The organism is Azotobacter chroococcum (assembly GCF_002220155.1).
Classification (GTDB): domain Bacteria; phylum Pseudomonadota; class Gammaproteobacteria; order Pseudomonadales; family Pseudomonadaceae; genus Azotobacter; species Azotobacter chroococcum.
In genome coordinates this window covers 1,895,473-1,910,264 of sequence record NZ_CP011835.1, presented here as the reverse complement: position 1 = coordinate 1,910,264, position 14,792 = coordinate 1,895,473, and the positions used below count along the sequence as shown (strand labels likewise).

Genomic DNA, 14,792 nt, shown 5'->3' with positions numbered 1-14,792 from the left:
CATGATCAACCTGTGGAAGAGATGGAAGGCCCTGGAAGCCAGGGGCATCATGGGCATCAACCGGCGCAATGCGGACTACGTGCTGAAGTACAACAAGCGCAGCCTGTATCCCATCGTCGATGACAAGATCATCACCAAGCATCGCGCCATCGAGGCCGGCATCCATGTGCCGGAGCTCTACGGGATCATCGAGACTGAGAAGGAAATCGAGAAGCTCGACCAGATCATCGGCGAGCACAGCGACTTCGTGATCAAGCCGGCCCAGGGGGCCGGCGGCGACGGCATCATGGTCATCGCCGACCGTTTCGAGGGTCGCTACAAGACGGTGTCCGGCAAGATCGTCACCCATGACGAACTCGAGCATCACATCTCCAGCATCCTCACCGGCCTCTATTCCCTCGGCGGGCACCGCGACCGGGCGCTGATCGAATACCGGGTCAAGCCCGATCCGATCTTCAAGAGCATCAGCTACGAGGGCGTGCCGGACATCCGCATCATCGTGCTGATGGGCTACCCGGTGATGGCCATGCTGCGCCTGCCGACCCGCCAGTCCAGCGGCAAGGCCAACCTGCACCAGGGCGCCATCGGTGTCGGTGTCGATCTGGCCACCGGCATCACCCTGCGCGGCACCTGGCTGAACAACAAGATCGCCAAGCACCCGGACACCACCAACCCGGTCGACGGCGTGCAGCTGCCCGACTGGGACGGCTTCATGAAGCTGGCGGCCGGCTGCCATGAACTTTGCGGCCTCGGCTACATCGGCGTGGACATGGTGCTGGACGAAACCAAGGGGCCATTGATCCTCGAGCTCAACGCCCGGCCCGGACTGAACATCCAGATCGCCAACGACTGCGGCCTGGCCCTGCGAACCCACGCGATCGAGGCGCATCTGGCCGAATTGAAGGAGCGTAGCATCCAGGAAACACCGGCAGAGCGCGTGCGCTTTTCCCAGGAGCTGTTCGGCCACGTTTCCGCCGCCGTCTGATTGCCCTCCGCCCCTCCGGGGGCGGATCGCCTGGCGGGCAGCAGTCTGGAGCACCTGGCGCTACAATCAGTCCTCGCCACAACCGACACCCCCGCATGCCCAGTTGCCGTACCCACGCCCTCCCCTATAGCGCCGATCCGACCGTCTATTTCGAGAGGATCCGCCAGGCGCCCGGCGCCGTGCTGTTCGACAGCGGCCAGCCGGCCTCGCAGCGGGGTCGCTACGACCTGCTCAGCGCCTGGCCCCTGACCCGCCTCAGTCCTACCCCCGGCGAAACCGGTAGCGACTTCCTCCGACGCCTGCGCCAGGCAGTTGCGAGCCTGGGCCATGCAAAGGCAGGCGAGCTTCCCTTTGCCGGCGGCCTGATGGGCTACCTCTCCTACGACTTCGCCCGCCGTCTGGAGCGTCTGCCCGATACGACCCTCGACGACCTGGAACTCCCCGACGCCCAGATCGGCCTGTATGCCTGGGCACTGATCAGTGATCATCAGTCGCGGACCACCACCCTGGTCTGCCACCCCAGCCTGGACAGCGCCGAAGGCGAGCGCCTGCGACAGCTGCTTGCTTCGCCGAGCGAAGTCCAGACGGCGGAATTCCACCTGGAGGCGGATTTCACGCCAGATCTGACCTCCGAGGACTACCGCCAGGCCATCGAGCGCATCCTCGCCTACATCCAGGCCGGAGACTGTTATCAGGTGAACTTCGCCCAGCGCTTCCAGGCCTCCTTCCAGGGCGACCCCTGGGCTGCCTACCGGGCTCTGCGCCGCGCCTGCCCGACCCCCTTCGCCGGATACCAGTCCCTGGCCGACGGCAGCGCCATTCTCAGCCTCTCGCCGGAGCGCTTCCTGCGGGTCGCGCATGGACGGGTGGAGACCCGCCCGATCAAGGGCACTCGCCCGCGCGGCCGCAACGCCGAAGAAGATCGACTGCTCGCCGACGAGCTCCGCCACAGTACCAAGGACCGTGCCGAGAACCTGATGATCGTCGACCTGCTGCGCAACGACCTGAGCCGCAGCTGCCGCCCCGGCTCGGTGCGCGTTCCCGAGCTGTTCGTCCTGGAGAGCTATCCGAACGTGCACCATCTGGTCAGCTGCGTCAGCGCCGAGCTGGCCCCCGGAAAGGATGCCCTGGACCTGCTCGCCGGCAGCTTTCCGGGCGGCTCCATCACCGGCGCGCCGAAGATCCGCGCCATGCAGATCATCGAGGAACTGGAAGACCGACGCCGCTCGATCTACTGCGGCTCGCTGTTCTATCTGGATGTGCGCGGCGAACTGGACAGCTCGATCGCCATCCGCACCCTGCTGGCCCGGAAGGATCGCATCAGCTGTTGGGGTGGCGGCGGCATCGTCGCCGACTCGGACTGGCAGGCGGAGTACCAGGAATCCATCACCAAGGTGCGAACGCTGCTGGAAACCCTGCGCGCGCTGTAGCCATTCATAACGAAAACGCAACCGCTGCTGGAGATCGATTATTTAGGGGAGGAAACTTCCTTTGCTAGCATTCGCGACGCACAATCCCCAGCCGCTCACGATACCTAGGAAATCGCCTGATGAAGCAAGCCGTGAATACCGCCGAGCTGGCCGCCGCCTGCGCCGGCAAATCGCCCCAGGAAATCCTGCAGATCGCCTTCGATCATTTCGGCGACGAGCTGTGGATCTCCTTCAGCGGCGCCGAAGACGTCGTGCTGGTCGACATGGCCTGGAAGCTCAACAAGAACGTCAGGGTCTTCACCCTGGATACCGGCCGCCTGCACCCCGAGACCTACCGTTTCATTGAACAGGTGCGCGAGCACTATGGCATGGCCATCGAAGTGCTCTCGCCCGATGCCCGCCTGCTCGAACCCCTGGTCAGGGAAAAGGGGCTGTTCAGCTTCTACAAGGACGGTCACGGCGAATGCTGCGGCATCCGCAAGATCGAGCCACTCAGACGCAAACTGGCCACTGTCAGCGCCTGGGCCACCGGTCAGCGTCGCGACCAGAGTCCCGGCACGCGCAGCCAGGTGGCCGCGTTCGAGGTGGATGGCGCCTTCTCCTCCCCGGACAGGCCGCTGTACAAGTTCAATCCACTGGCGCAGATGAGCAGCGAGGAGATCTGGGGCTATATCCGCATGCTGGAAATCCCCTACAACCCGCTGCATGAGCGGGGCTACATCAGCATCGGCTGCGAACCCTGCACCCGCCCGGTGCTGCCCAACCAGCACGAACGCGAGGGGCGCTGGTGGTGGGAGGAAGCCACCCACAAGGAGTGCGGACTGCATGCCGGCAACCTGAGCGGCAAGAGCTGATCCGGCCAGCATCCGCCTCGTCAGTACACTGGTAGCTCGATCCCCTCGAACAGCTCGTCCAGCTCGGCCTTGTTGTGGCACTGCATGGCTTTGCTCAGCACAGGCCGGGTGAGGTGCGGGGCGAACTTCTCGATGAAGTCGCACATGAACCCGCGCAGGAAGGTGCCACGGCGGAAAGCAATCTTGGTCACGCTGGACTCGAAGAGCTCGCTGGCATCGAGGGCAACCAGATCGCTGTCGAGCCTTTCGTCCACTGCCATCCGGGCCACGATGCCCACGCCGAGACCGAGCCGCACATAGGTCTTGATGACATCGGCATCGGCGGCAGTGAACACCACCCTGGGGGTCAGGCCGCGATTGAGGAAGGCCTCGTCCAGCTTGGAGCGCCCGGTGAAGCCGAATACGTAGGTCACGATGGGATACTCGGCCACCGCCTCCAGCGTCAGCCTGGGCAGCCTGGTCAACGGATGCCCCTGCGGCACCACCACACAACGGTTCCAGCGGTAGCACGGCATCATGACCAGGTCGCTGAACAGCTCCAGCCCTTCGGTAGCGATGGCGAAGTCGACGGTTCCGTCGGCCGCCATTTCGGCGATCTGCGTCGGCGTACCCTGGTGCATGTGCAGGGAAACCTCCGGATACTGCTGGATGAAGGCACTGATTACCGGAGGCAAGGCATAGCGTGCCTGCGTGTGGGTCGTTGCGATGGACAGCGTGCCCTTCTTCTCGTTGGAAAACTCCTGAGCGATCTGCTTGATGCTTTCCACCTTGCGCAGGATTTCCCCGGCAGTGGTGATGATCCGCTCGCCAGCCGGCGTCACCCGCGTCAGGTGCTTGCCGCTACGCGCAAAAACTTCCACCCCCAGCTCATCCTCCAGAAGGCGGATCTGCTTGCTGATTCCGGGCTGCGATGTATAGAGGCTTTGGGCGGTGGCTGAGACGTTGAGATCGTGGTGCGCAACCTCCCAGATGTAACGCAGTTGCTGAAGCTTCATGGCTGTCCCTCAAACCCAGATAACGAACGCCTGCAAAATGACAGCATTCTTATAACCATTATTGATAGTTTATCGAATAAAGCCAGACGCTTTGTCAGCCCAATCCCATTAAACTCCCAGGCCGGAGCGAACACTGCCAGGCACACGGAAGACCTACCCGCTTGAGCCGGAGTCCGGCAGCTGCAGCGGTAGCCCTGGCAGGCGGGAAAACGGTGCATGCACCATTCTCTCGGTATTCTCCGAAAGCCCATTGTCGACGCTGCGCATAACGCGTTAAGGTTTCCCCTTCCCCCATTGCCTCACATGCCGAGCCCCGCCGCGCGGGGATGTTGGCGGCTGGCACCGTGACCCGACGAGTAACCCGATGGCCGACTTACCGATCAATGACATTAATATTGTCTCCAACGACCCTCTGATCACCCCCGAGCAGCTCAAGACCGAAATCCCCCTGAGCGCCACCGCCATGGACACCGTCTCCCGCGGTCGCGAAGTCATCCGCAACATTCTCGACGGCAAGGACCATCGCCTGTTCGTGGTAGTCGGTCCGTGCTCCATCCATGACGTCAAGGCCGCACATGAGTACGCGGAGCGGCTGAAGACCCTCGCCGCAGAGGTTTCCGACACCCTGTTCCTGGTGATGCGCGTCTACTTCGAGAAGCCCCGCACCACCGTCGGCTGGAAAGGCCTGATCAACGACCCCTATCTGGATGACACCTTCAAGATCCAGGAGGGGCTGCACATTGCACGCCAACTGCTGCTCGATGTCGCAGAAATGGGACTGCCGACCGCCGGCGAGGCCCTGGATCCGATTTCCCCGCAGTACCTGCAGGACCTGTTCAGCTGGTCGGCCATCGGTGCCCGCACCACGGAATCCCAGACACACCGGGAGCTGGCTTCCGGCCTGTCATCTGCCGTCGGCTTCAAGAACGGCACGGACGGCAGCCTGACCGTCGCGATCAACGCATTGCAGTCGGTATCCAGGCCCCATCGCTTCCTCGGCATCAACCAGCAGGGCAGCGTCTCCATCGTTGCCACCAAGGGCAACACCTACGGACATGTCGTGCTGCGTGGCGGCAACGGCAAGCCCAACTACGACTCGGTCAGCGTCGCCATCTGCGAGCAGGAACTGAGCAAGGCCGGCATCCTGCCGAACATCATGGTGGACTGCAGCCATGCCAATTCGAACAAGGATCCAGCCCTGCAGCCCCTGGTCATGGCCAACGTCGCCAACCAGATTCTCGAAGGGAACTCATCCATCATCGGCCTGATGGTGGAAAGCAACCTGGGCTGGGGCAGCCAGTCGATTCCCGCCAACCTGGACGACCTCAAGTATGGGGTTTCCGTCACCGACGCCTGCATCGACTGGGATGCCACGGTCACGGCGGTGCGGGACATGCACGCCAAGCTCAAGGATGTGCTGCCGAAACGAAAACGCCCTTGAGTGCCAGAAACAAAACGCCGGGATAATCCCGGCGTTTTACTGTTCGCATCAACCCTTTCAAGGCTGAGGCTGATGACGCTCGATGTAGCGCTCGACGTAAGAGCAGGACGGAATGACCGTATAGCCCATGCGCCTGGCATAGTCGAGCGCCTCGGCCGTCAAGGCAGCTGCGATACCGCGACCGCGCAAGGAAGTGGGAACATAGGTACGGTAGATATCCAAAGTATTCTTTCCCAGGTCCATATAGGCCAGATAGGCGCGATGCCCATCTACGACAGCCTCGAACTGATGTCCGGCCCGATCATGGTGAATGGATAATGCCTCGCTCATTCCGTCGCCTCTCAAGTCTTGTCTTATTTTTGTACACTTTGCGCCCTACGCTCTTTCTGTAGCGCGCTTCGGGGAAAGCCGCCCGCCTACCAGATGAGCAGCAAGGCCTTCCTGCACCTCCGCAGCCATAAGCAGAGAGGAGTCAATAGTACAATCGTCCAACGTCAATTTATCAAGCGTTCGCAAACCCTGATAGAACCTTCAAGTGCACGGCCTTGGATAAATTTTAGACAAACTCGTGAATTCTTTGGATTCGCCTGAAAAAAACATAGCAGTCTTGCGCATGCTCAGTTTACTTACTAAAAGTTATAGGTAGTATGTTGCTCGGCGAATTTCCCTCGCATGGGAAATTGCTTTTAAGATGAAAGCCACCTCAAAAGGGGAACACGATGAACAACGCTCTGAAAATTTCTGCTCTGACCCTGGCCGCCCTGTTGGCCGCAGGTTGCAGCAGCGCCTCCAAAGAAACCGAAGCTCGCATTACCGCTACCGAAGATGCGGCTGCTCGCGCCCAGGCTCGCGCCGACGAAGCCTACCGCAAGGCCGACGAAGCTCTGGCAGCCGCTCAGCGCGCTCAGCAGACCGCTGACGAAGCCAACGAGCGCGCCCTGCGCATGCTGGAAAAAGCCAGCCGCAAGTAATTGTTTCTTTAGAGACAAGAAAAGCCGATCCACAAATGGGATCGGCTTTTTATTTGGGCGCAGCAAAGACGAATACGGCGTTTTGGCACTAACTTGCAAAAACCACGAATATCCCTCAGAGATCCGGCCCGGTATTGGCGCTGGCCAACCCTGAGTCCGTGCCGGATATTTCAACCGGCAAACCATCTTCCGCCGCCACGACTTCCCGCACGATCTCCCAATCCAGCCGCCGCTGGCCCAACAAGTCATTGCGCTTGAGCAATTCATCAACCAGCGCCGCATGCTTGTCCACCACGGAAGACTTCGCAGACTCGTCATCCTCCAGCGGGGCATGAGCCTCGAGGTAAACCTTGCCAGCCGAGATGCCGAACTTGTAGGGCTCATTGATGATGCGCACCGTAGTACCCACCGGCACCATGCTCGCCAGCTGCAGGACATTGTGGTTCAGCATGCGGAAACAGCCATGGCTGACTCGCATGCCGATACCGAATTTCTTGTTCGAACCATGGATCAGATAGCCGGACAAGCCCAGAGTGAACTTGAAGGGCCCCAAGGGGTTGTCCGGGCCGGCAGGAACGATAGTCGGCAGCGGATCACCGTCGGCGGCATGCTCCTCGCGAATCGATTTCGGCGGATACCAGGCCGGATCCTTGACCTTACCGGTGATGCGGGTTTCGGCGATCGGAGATCCCCACCCTTCACGCCCAATTCCCAAGGGGAAGGTATGCACCACGTTCTGATCCTTGGGGAAGTAGTACATGCGGTACTCGGCCAGATTGATGACGATCCCTTCTCTCGGACCGGGCGGCAATATGTAGCGCGTCGGCAGGAGTACCTCGGTCCCTCCCCCCGGCAGCCAGGGATCCACGCCCGGATTGGCCGCGACCATTTCCAGATAGCCGATGTCGTTGGCCTGGCCGATATCGGCGAAGGTGTCCTCGTACTTGGCCTTGATGACCTGTACCTGCCCGACTACATCCTCGCCGGGCGGTGGGAGCGGCAGCTCAAGAGCCGCCAGAGGAGCACTCAGCAGCGCCGAGAAAGACAGGGAAGTAGCAACACGCGCAAACATCGGGACAGTCCTTGGCATGGGTAGCCCAAGTGAGAATGCCTGATTGTACAGCATGATCAGCCGGTTTAGCCAAGAACCCAGGGTATCGACCAGCCCACGCAGTCGCCCCGGCGCTGCGCCTCCAGTGCTGCCCGGCATGCTGGACACAGCCGGTCATCGCGCAGCAGCGGCTTGGTCAGCCCGCGCCAGCGCGGCTGCGCGGGCAGCAGGCTGCCACACAGGGTCCGATCGATCTGGCCACCGAGCTCCAGCTGACGGCCGACCAGATGCAGACGCACCTCGCGACAGGCGAACAGATCGAGCTGCTCGCCCGGCTCGATCAGGTAATAGGCATGCAAGGACCAGGCGGGACGCGGCATGGGGGGCTCCAGAAAGGGGGGCGCAACATTAGCCGAAAGGGCCTGCGCGGAAAAGCCCGACAAGCCCCTCCGCACGAAATACTCGCTACCCCGCTAGAGCAGCGGCTCCAGGGTAGGCCAGAGATTGTCCAGCATCTTCGGCTGCGCCTTCGCGGTCGGGTGGATACCGTCGGCCTGCATCATTCCGGGCACGCCGCCCACCCCATCAAGAAAGAATGGCACCAGCGGCACCTGCTTCTCTTCGGCCAGGGTCGCATAGACCCGGCTGAAGGCCTGATTGTAGCGGGGCCCGTAGTTCGGCGGCAGCTGCATGCCGAGCAGCACGACCTGCGCCCCACTGGAGTGTGAACTGTCGATCATCGCCGCAAGATTCTGTTGCAATTGCTGGGGCGGCTGCCCACGCAGGCCATCGTTCCCGCCCAGCTCGATGATCACCAGCTCCGGCCGGTGGGTGGCGAGCAGCGTGGGAAGGCGCGCAAGGCCACCGGCACTGGTGTCGCCGCTGATCGAGGCATTCACCACACGATGCGTCAGACCCTGGTCGACGAGTCGCCTTTCCAGCAGGGCGACCCAGCCCTGGCTGGTTTCCACTCCCAAAGCGGCGCTGATACTATCGCCGACAACCAGCACAGTCCCCGCCAGCGCCCCTTGCGCCCAGAAAAGCAGCGAAGCCAGCGCACCACCCAGCAACCACCCATGCATTGGAATCTCCATGAACCCGAGCATTCTCGTTGCGCAGAACCTTAGCAAAGTGGTTTCCAGTGCGGAAGGCGAGCTGACCATCCTCCACGGGCTCGATCTCGACCTCCCACGTGGCGACAGCCTGGCCATCGTCGGCAGCTCCGGCTCCGGCAAGTCGACCCTGCTCGGTCTTCTGGCCGGACTCGACCTGCCCAGCGCCGGCGAGGTCGCGCTGGCCGGTCACAGCCTCGCGGGTCTGGACGAGGATCGCTTGGCACGAATTCGTGCCGAGCATGTCGGCTTCGTCTTCCAGTCGTTCCAACTGCTCGACACGCTCGATGCCCTGGCGAACGTCATGCTTCCCCTCGAACTGGAGGGCCGCGCCGACGCCCGCGAACGTGCCCGCGAACTGCTCGAGCGGGTGGGACTCGGCCAGCGCCTCGCCCACTACCCGAAGCAGCTCTCCGGCGGCGAGCAGCAGCGCGTCGCCATCGCCCGCGCCTTTGCCGCCGAGCCGGATATCCTCTTTGCCGACGAGCCGACCGGCAACCTCGACAGCCAGACCGGCGAGCGGATTAGCGATCTTCTCTTCGCCCTCAACCAGGAGCGCGGCACCACGCTGGTACTGGTCACCCACGACGAGCGGCTCGCCCGGCGCTGCCAGCGCTTGATTCGCCTGGAAGCCGGCCGCCTGGTCGCTTCGGAGCCCTGAATGGATCTGCCCTTTCTCCGCCTGCTGAGCCTGGCCGTCCGCCAGCTGCTGCGCGACGCCCGTGCCGGGGAGTTGCGGGTACTGTTCTTCGCCCTGCTGGTGGCGGTGACGGCCACCACCGCCATCGGCTATTTCGGGGCTCGTCTGAACGCCGGCATGCTGCTGCGCGCCACCGAGTTCCTCGGTGCCGACCTGCGCCTGAGCGGCAGTTCCCCGGCCGCTCCGGAGCAGTTGGCGGCCGGCACGGCGCTCGGGCTTGAACATGCCAGGGTCGTCGAGTTCTCCAGCGTGATCACCACCGACACGGCCATCCAGCTGGCCAGTGTCAAGGCTGCCGACGACGCCTACCCGTTGCGCGGAGAGCTGAAGAGCTCCCCGGCCCCCTACCAGGCGGACACTCCCGGAGCGGGTCCTTCCCCCGGCGAGGCCTGGGCCGAGGCACGCCTGCTGGCCGCCCTGAACCTCAGGGTCGGCGACAGCTTCGAGGTGGGCGAGAAGAGCCTGCGCCTGACCCGCGTCCTCACCCAGGAGCCGGATCGCTCCGGCAATTTCTACAGTCTCACGCCGCGGGTACTGATGCACCTCGACGACCTGGCCGCCACCGGCGTGGTGCAGCCCGGCAGCCGGGTGCGCTACCGCGAGCTGTGGCGTGGCAGCCCGGAGGCACTCCAAGCCTATCGCCAGCAGGTGAAGCCGCTGCTCGTCGCCGGCCAGCGCCTGGAGGACGCCCGCGACGGCAATCGGCAGATCGGTGGTGCCCTAGCCCGCGGCGAACGCTACCTGAATCTCGCCAGCCTGGCTGCGGTGCTGCTGGCCGGCATCGCCGTGGCCCTGTCGGCGGCGCGCTTTGCCGCCCGGCGCTTCGACGCCAGCGCCCTGCTACGCTGCCTCGGCCTGTCGCGGCGCGCCACCCTCACCCTCTATGGACTGCAGCTCGGCCTGCTCGGCCTGCTCGCCTGCAGTCTGGGCGCCGGACTGGGCTGGCTGGCGCAGCAGGGACTGTTCTGGCTGCTGCAGGGCCTGCTGCCGGCCCAGGTCCCGGCCGCCGGCCTGCTGCCGGCGCTGGCCGGCAGCGCGACCGGACTGGTCGCCCTGGCCGGCTTCGCCCTGCCGCCGCTCGCCGCCCTCGGCCGGGTGCCGCCGCTGCGGGTGCTGCGCCGCGACCTCATGCCGATACCGCCCGGCGCCTGGCTGACCTACGGCGCCGCCCTGCTGGCGCTCGGCCTGATCATGTGGCGGCTGAGCCTGGACCTGAAGCTCACCCTGGCCCTGCTCGGCGGCTGCCTGATCGCCGCATTCGCCCTCGGCGCCCTAATGTTGCTCAGCCTGCGCAGCCTGCGCCGCCTGCTCGCCGAGGCGCCGCTGGCCTGGCGACTGGGAATTGGTCAGCTGCTGCGCCACCCCCTCGCCGCCGCCGGACAGGCCCTGGCCTTCGGCCTGATCCTGCTGGCCATGGCCCTGGTCGCCCTGCTACGCAGCGAGCTTCTGGACACCTGGCAGAGCCAGCTGCCGGAGCAGGCGCCCAATCATTTCGCCCTGAATGTCCTGCCGGCGGAGAAGGAGCGCTTCATGGCGGAGGTGGCGCGCATCGCTCCGCAGAGCGCACCCCTCTATCCGGTGGTGGCCGGGCGCCTGACCGCCATCAACGGTGAGCCGGTCAGGCAGATCGTCAGCAAGGAGTCCCGCGGCGAGCGCGCCACCCAGCGCGACCTCAGCCTGACCTGGGCCGAACAACTGCCCACCGACAACCGCCTGAGCGCCGGCCAGTGGTGGGACCAGCTCGCCAGCAGCGAGCTGCCCGGAGTATCGGTCGAGACTGAACTGGCCGAGAGCCTCAAGCTCAAGCTCGGCGACCGCCTAACCTTCAGCGTCGGCAGCATCGTCCGCGATGCCCGGGTCAGCAGCCTGCGCGAAGTGCACTGGGACAGCTTCCAGCCGAACTTCTACATGATCTTCCAGCCCGGCACCCTGCAGGACCTGCCGGCCACCTACCTGACCAGCTTCTACCTGCCACCTGGCCAGGATGCCGAGGTGGTCCGCCTGGCACGCAGCTTCCCCACGGTGACCCTGCTCCAGGTCGAGGCCCTGCTGGCCCAGTTGCGCGGCATCCTCGCCCAGGTCACCCTGGCGGTGGAATACGTGCTGCTGTTCGTTCTCGCCGCCGGCCTCTGCGTGCTGTTCGCCGGGCTGCAGGCCACCCTCGACGAACGTCTTCGCCAGGGCGCCCTGCTGCGCGCCCTGGGTGCCGGGCGGCCTCTGCTGGTCCAGGCCAGGCGCCTGGAGTTCGCCCTGCTGGGAGCGCTCAGCGGCCTGCTCGCTGCGCTGGGCTGCGAGCTGGTCAGCGCCCTGCTCTATCGCTTCGTCTTCGACCTGCAGTGGCATCCCCATCCCTGGCTCCTGCTGCTGCCGGCGCTCGGCGCGCTGCTGGTGGGCGCCGCCGGCCTGCTGGGCACCCGCCGCGCCCTGAACGCCAGCCCGCTGCAGGTACTGCGGGAGGGCTGAGTACAGCGCTAGGGCCTGTTGACGTTTTGGCGTGAGCCGCGTTGCCGCGGCAAATGCCGCCAGGCAAGGCGCGGGGCGCCGGCAATGGTCATTCCCTTGCCAAGACCCGCAACGCCGCATCATGGCGGCATTTGCCGCGCAACCCGAAGGGACGGGGCTCTGCTATCTTCCCGTTCTTTCGACATCGCCAAGACCATGAGCCGTTATCGACCACCCCGTCCCGCCGGAACCCCCCTGATCACGCCCGAAGGCGAAGCGCGCCTGCGCGCCGAGCTGCATGAACTGTGGCACGTGCGCCGCCCGCAGGTGACCCAGGCGGTCAGCGAGGCCGCCGCCCAGGGCGACCGCTCGGAGAATGCCGAATACACCTACGGCAAGAAGATGCTGCGGGAAATCGACAGCCGCGTACGCTTTCTCACCAAGCGGCTGGAGAAGCTCAAGGTGGTCGGCGAGCGACCCGCCGACCCGGGCAGGGTCTACTTCGGCGCCTGGGTCACCCTGGAGGACGAGGATGGCGAACAGGCGCGCTACCGCATCGTCGGCCCGGACGAGCTGGACCTGAAGCAGAACCTGATCAGCATCGACGCGCCCCTCGCCCGCGCCCTGGTCGGCAAGGCGCTGGATGCCGAGGTCCGGGTGCCGACACCCACCGGGGAGAAGACCTGGTACCTGATCGCGATCGACTACCCTTGAGTCGAGAACAACAAGGGAACGTCATGCACATCAAGAGCCTGCGCCTGTTCTTCGGCCTGCCCCTGCCGCACCGGCAGGCCGCGGCGATCGACGTCTGGCGCAACGGGCTGGCGCTCGACGGTCGCCTCGTCGCCCGACACAACCTGCACCTGACCCTGGCCTTTCTCGGCAGCCAGCCGGTCGAGCGCCTGGGAGAGTTGCAGCGACTGGCCGGTCAGGTACGGGGACAAGGCTTCGAATTGCGGCTCGATCGCCTGGAGGTCAGCCGGCATGGCCTGGTCTCCCTGGGTACCAGCCAGCCGCCGGAGGCGCTGCTACAACTGGCCGGCGAGCTGAACGACACTCTGCGCGCCGCCGGCTATTCCCTCGAGGAGCGCACCTTCTGGCCGCATCTCACCCTGGCCCGGCAGTGCCGGAAGCATCCGGCCCCCGGCAGCCCTCCGGACTTCGCCTGGACGGCCGAACGCTTCGTGCTGTTCCACTCGACGAGCGACGAACAGGGCACCGTCTATCACCCCCTGTTCCATTGGCCGCTGGCCGTGCCTCGGCCCTGAGCAGGCGGCCAGTCACTCGTCGCCGCGACTGGCGACCCGCGGCTGCGACTCCAGGGCATTGCGCTCGCGGTGGAAGGCGAGGAAATACTTGTTCACGCTGTTCACGTAGCTGACCACGCCCATGCCCACCTGCTCGGCAGCGACACGCTCGACCTGGAAGAACCACTGGTCGGGGTTCAGTCCGCGCCGCTTCGCCTCCGCCCGCAGCTGCTGCACCCGCTGCGGCCCCATGTTGTAGGCCGCCAGGGTGAAGGCCATGCGTTCGCGCTCGTTGAGGCGCGGACTGGAGAAGAATTTCCGCCGCAGCGAAGCCAGGTAGCGGGCGCTGGCCTGGACATTGTTCTCCAGTCGGTGGATGTTGCCCACGCCGACGCTGCGTGCCGCAGCCGGGGTGACCTGCATCAGCCCGGTGGCATTGCCGGCCCCGCGCGCGGACGGATTCAGGGTCGACTCCTTGAAGGCGACCGCCGCCAGGTTCAGCCAGTCGAGATCGTTGCGCTCGGCATATTGCTGCAGGACCGGACGCACCTTCTCGAGACGCCTGCGCTCGATCCCACCCAGCGGATTGTGCACCTTGTAGAGGCGGCGGTAGACGCGCTGGAAAGCGGCATCCTGATCGGCCGGGCTGCGATAGTCCTTGAGGAACTGATCGACGCTGGCGCGCAGCATGCCGGCATCGCGACGGATGAACCAGCTCAGGTTGTCATCGCGGGAAAAGGCCACTTCGGGCTGCACCTGCAGCTTGGGCAGCACCTTGGCCCAGCGCTGGGCGATCGGCAGCTCCACCGCGGTCAGCGGATAGATGCCGGCCTGCACCATTTCCAGCACGTCTTCCACCGCCAGGCTGGGATCGAGCCACTCGATGTCGATCGGCCGCAACTTGCGCGCCGCCAGCTGGTCGTTGACCTTGTGTACCGCCGCACCGACGGCGCTGCCGGCCGGCAGCACCAGGGTCTTGCCGGCCAGCTGGTCGAGCCGCCGGTAGCGCCGCGCGCCCTGACGACCGACCAGGACCAGCGGAACCTGGCTCATGATCGGCGCGCTGGGGCTGACATCGCCCTGGCCACGCAGATGGACCAGCTCGCCGGGAGCGACCAGATCGCCCTCGCCGCGCTGCAGGGCGGCGATCAGCTGGTCCTTGGCCCTGGGAATGATCTCCAGGCGCAGGCTGCGACCGTCCTTGGCGGTGCGGTTGAGGTATTGCTCGAAGGCCCGCAGGCGCCGGTATTCGACGCCGATGGGCTGTCCATTCACCTCGCCCGAGCTGTTCCGGCTCTGGTTCACCAGCACCCGCAGTACGCCGCTGCTGCGCACCTGCGGCAGATCGCGGACTTCTCCTGGCCGCTGCCAGGCTTCCGGCGGCCCGGCCAGACGCGCTGCTGCCGGGAACGGCAGCAGGCTCAGCAGGCAGGACAGAAGCAGCAGTTTTCTTATTGTCATCCGGTCTCCGGAAAGCAGTGTTTGACGAGCAAAACAATGCGTCGAGAACCCCGTGACCGGTGCAAGTTCCTCGGGGCATTAACTTTCAAGCGTGGCACAGCGA

15 protein-coding genes are annotated in these 14,792 nt (G+C 64.9%); 9 read left to right on the top strand and 6 right to left on the bottom strand.

Annotation, left to right across the window (positions count from 1 at the left end; translation table 11 throughout):
- The first annotated feature begins 1 nt into the window (after nt 1).
- From ACG10_RS08875 to ACG10_RS08865, 3 genes are all read left to right on the top strand, one after another.
- Nucleotides 2–985 (top strand): alpha-L-glutamate ligase-like protein, encoded by a 984-nt coding sequence (locus ACG10_RS08875; protein ID WP_039804534.1) that lies wholly within the window; start codon nt 2–4, stop codon nt 983–985.
- Nucleotides 986–1,080: 95 nt separating this feature from the next.
- Nucleotides 1,081–2,415, top strand: a complete 1,335-nt coding sequence (pabB, locus tag ACG10_RS08870; RefSeq protein WP_089167949.1) for an aminodeoxychorismate synthase component I — start codon at nt 1,081–1,083, stop codon at nt 2,413–2,415.
- Between the two features lie 119 nt (nt 2,416–2,534).
- Nucleotides 2,535–3,269, top strand: a complete 735-nt coding sequence (locus ACG10_RS08865; RefSeq protein WP_089167948.1) for a phosphoadenylyl-sulfate reductase — start codon at nt 2,535–2,537, stop codon at nt 3,267–3,269.
- A gap of 20 nt (nt 3,270–3,289) precedes the next feature.
- On the opposite strand, the gene cysB is transcribed toward ACG10_RS08865, so the two are convergent.
- Entirely contained in the window at nt 3,290–4,264 is a 975-nt protein-coding gene (cysB, locus tag ACG10_RS08860) for an HTH-type transcriptional regulator CysB (protein WP_039804540.1), read from the bottom strand.
- A 364-nt stretch (nt 4,265–4,628) separates the two neighbouring features.
- Between cysB and ACG10_RS08855 the strand changes: the two genes are divergently transcribed.
- Nucleotides 4,629–5,705: a 3-deoxy-7-phosphoheptulonate synthase gene (locus ACG10_RS08855; RefSeq protein WP_039804545.1), complete on the top strand. Its 1,077-nt coding sequence runs from the start codon at nt 4,629–4,631 to the stop codon at nt 5,703–5,705.
- 57 nt (nt 5,706–5,762) lie between these two features.
- Here the strand turns inward: ACG10_RS08855 and ACG10_RS08850 are convergent, their stop codons facing one another.
- Complete coding sequence (locus tag ACG10_RS08850; protein WP_039804547.1) at nt 5,763–6,035, bottom strand: GNAT family N-acetyltransferase; 273 nt, start codon at nt 6,033–6,035, stop codon at nt 5,763–5,765.
- Nucleotides 6,036–6,424: 389 nt separating this feature from the next.
- Between ACG10_RS08850 and ACG10_RS08845 the strand changes: the two genes are divergently transcribed.
- A complete protein-coding gene (locus ACG10_RS08845; RefSeq protein WP_039804550.1) occupies nt 6,425–6,676 on the top strand; it encodes an Lpp/OprI family alanine-zipper lipoprotein in 252 nt (83 codons plus the stop codon).
- A 115-nt stretch (nt 6,677–6,791) separates the two neighbouring features.
- Here the strand turns inward: ACG10_RS08845 and ACG10_RS08840 are convergent, their stop codons facing one another.
- The 3 genes from ACG10_RS08840 to ACG10_RS08830 all read right to left on the bottom strand — a co-directional run bounded on the left by ACG10_RS08840 (nt 6,792) and on the right by ACG10_RS08830 (nt 8,809).
- The gene (locus ACG10_RS08840; RefSeq protein ID WP_089167947.1) at nt 6,792–7,748 is read right to left on the bottom strand and encodes a L,D-transpeptidase family protein; all 957 of its coding nucleotides are present in this window, start codon (nt 7,746–7,748) and stop codon (nt 6,792–6,794) included.
- 65 nt (nt 7,749–7,813) lie between these two features.
- Nucleotides 7,814–8,107 carry a hypothetical protein gene (locus tag ACG10_RS08835; protein WP_039804553.1) on the bottom strand — a complete coding sequence of 98 codons (294 nt, stop codon included), beginning with the start codon at nt 8,105–8,107 and terminating at the stop codon, nt 7,814–7,816.
- Between the two features lie 93 nt (nt 8,108–8,200).
- Complete coding sequence (locus tag ACG10_RS08830) at nt 8,201–8,809, bottom strand: arylesterase (RefSeq protein ID WP_198319073.1); 609 nt, start codon at nt 8,807–8,809, stop codon at nt 8,201–8,203.
- 10 nt (nt 8,810–8,819) lie between these two features.
- Between ACG10_RS08830 and ACG10_RS08825 the strand changes: the two genes are divergently transcribed.
- The 4 genes from ACG10_RS08825 (at nt 8,820) to thpR (ending at nt 13,249) form a co-directional block, all read left to right on the top strand.
- Nucleotides 8,820–9,500 (top strand): ABC transporter ATP-binding protein, encoded by a 681-nt coding sequence (locus tag ACG10_RS08825; RefSeq protein ID WP_089167946.1) that lies wholly within the window; start codon nt 8,820–8,822, stop codon nt 9,498–9,500.
- Nucleotides 9,501–12,002, top strand: coding sequence for an ABC transporter permease (locus tag ACG10_RS08820; protein ID WP_089167945.1), 2,502 nt, complete (start codon nt 9,501–9,503; stop codon nt 12,000–12,002).
- A 195-nt stretch (nt 12,003–12,197) separates the two neighbouring features.
- Entirely contained in the window at nt 12,198–12,695 is a 498-nt protein-coding gene (gene greB / locus ACG10_RS08815) for a transcription elongation factor GreB (protein WP_089167944.1), read from the top strand.
- Between the two features lie 23 nt (nt 12,696–12,718).
- On the top strand, nt 12,719–13,249 hold the full coding sequence (gene thpR / locus ACG10_RS08810) for an RNA 2',3'-cyclic phosphodiesterase (RefSeq protein WP_089167943.1): 531 nt from the start codon (nt 12,719–12,721) through the stop codon (nt 13,247–13,249).
- 12 nt (nt 13,250–13,261) lie between these two features.
- Here thpR and ACG10_RS08805 read toward each other — a convergent pair whose 3' ends face one another.
- The gene (locus ACG10_RS08805) at nt 13,262–14,689 is read right to left on the bottom strand and encodes an MltF family protein (RefSeq protein WP_089167942.1); all 1,428 of its coding nucleotides are present in this window, start codon (nt 14,687–14,689) and stop codon (nt 13,262–13,264) included.
- Nucleotides 14,690–14,792 lie beyond the last annotated feature (103 nt).

Coding starts and splice junctions, on each gene's coding strand:
- ACG10_RS08875 (WP_039804534.1), top strand. CDS start 2: ATGATCAACCTGTGGAAGAGATGGAAGGCCCTGGAAGCCAGGGGCATC.
- pabB (WP_089167949.1), top strand. CDS start 1,081: ATGCCCAGTTGCCGTACCCACGCCCTCCCCTATAGCGCCGATCCGACC.
- ACG10_RS08865 (WP_089167948.1), top strand. CDS start 2,535: ATGAAGCAAGCCGTGAATACCGCCGAGCTGGCCGCCGCCTGCGCCGGC.
- cysB (WP_039804540.1), bottom strand. CDS start 4,264: ATGAAGCTTCAGCAACTGCGTTACATCTGGGAGGTTGCGCACCACGAT.
- ACG10_RS08855 (WP_039804545.1), top strand. CDS start 4,629: ATGGCCGACTTACCGATCAATGACATTAATATTGTCTCCAACGACCCT.
- ACG10_RS08850 (WP_039804547.1), bottom strand. CDS start 6,035: ATGAGCGAGGCATTATCCATTCACCATGATCGGGCCGGACATCAGTTC.
- ACG10_RS08845 (WP_039804550.1), top strand. CDS start 6,425: ATGAACAACGCTCTGAAAATTTCTGCTCTGACCCTGGCCGCCCTGTTG.
- ACG10_RS08840 (WP_089167947.1), bottom strand. CDS start 7,748: ATGTTTGCGCGTGTTGCTACTTCCCTGTCTTTCTCGGCGCTGCTGAGT.
- ACG10_RS08835 (WP_039804553.1), bottom strand. CDS start 8,107: ATGCCGCGTCCCGCCTGGTCCTTGCATGCCTATTACCTGATCGAGCCG.
- ACG10_RS08830 (WP_198319073.1), bottom strand. CDS start 8,809: ATGCATGGGTGGTTGCTGGGTGGTGCGCTGGCTTCGCTGCTTTTCTGG.
- ACG10_RS08825 (WP_089167946.1), top strand. CDS start 8,820: ATGAACCCGAGCATTCTCGTTGCGCAGAACCTTAGCAAAGTGGTTTCC.
- ACG10_RS08820 (WP_089167945.1), top strand. CDS start 9,501: ATGGATCTGCCCTTTCTCCGCCTGCTGAGCCTGGCCGTCCGCCAGCTG.
- greB (WP_089167944.1), top strand. CDS start 12,198: ATGAGCCGTTATCGACCACCCCGTCCCGCCGGAACCCCCCTGATCACG.
- thpR (WP_089167943.1), top strand. CDS start 12,719: ATGCACATCAAGAGCCTGCGCCTGTTCTTCGGCCTGCCCCTGCCGCAC.
- ACG10_RS08805 (WP_089167942.1), bottom strand. CDS start 14,689: ATGACAATAAGAAAACTGCTGCTTCTGTCCTGCCTGCTGAGCCTGCTG.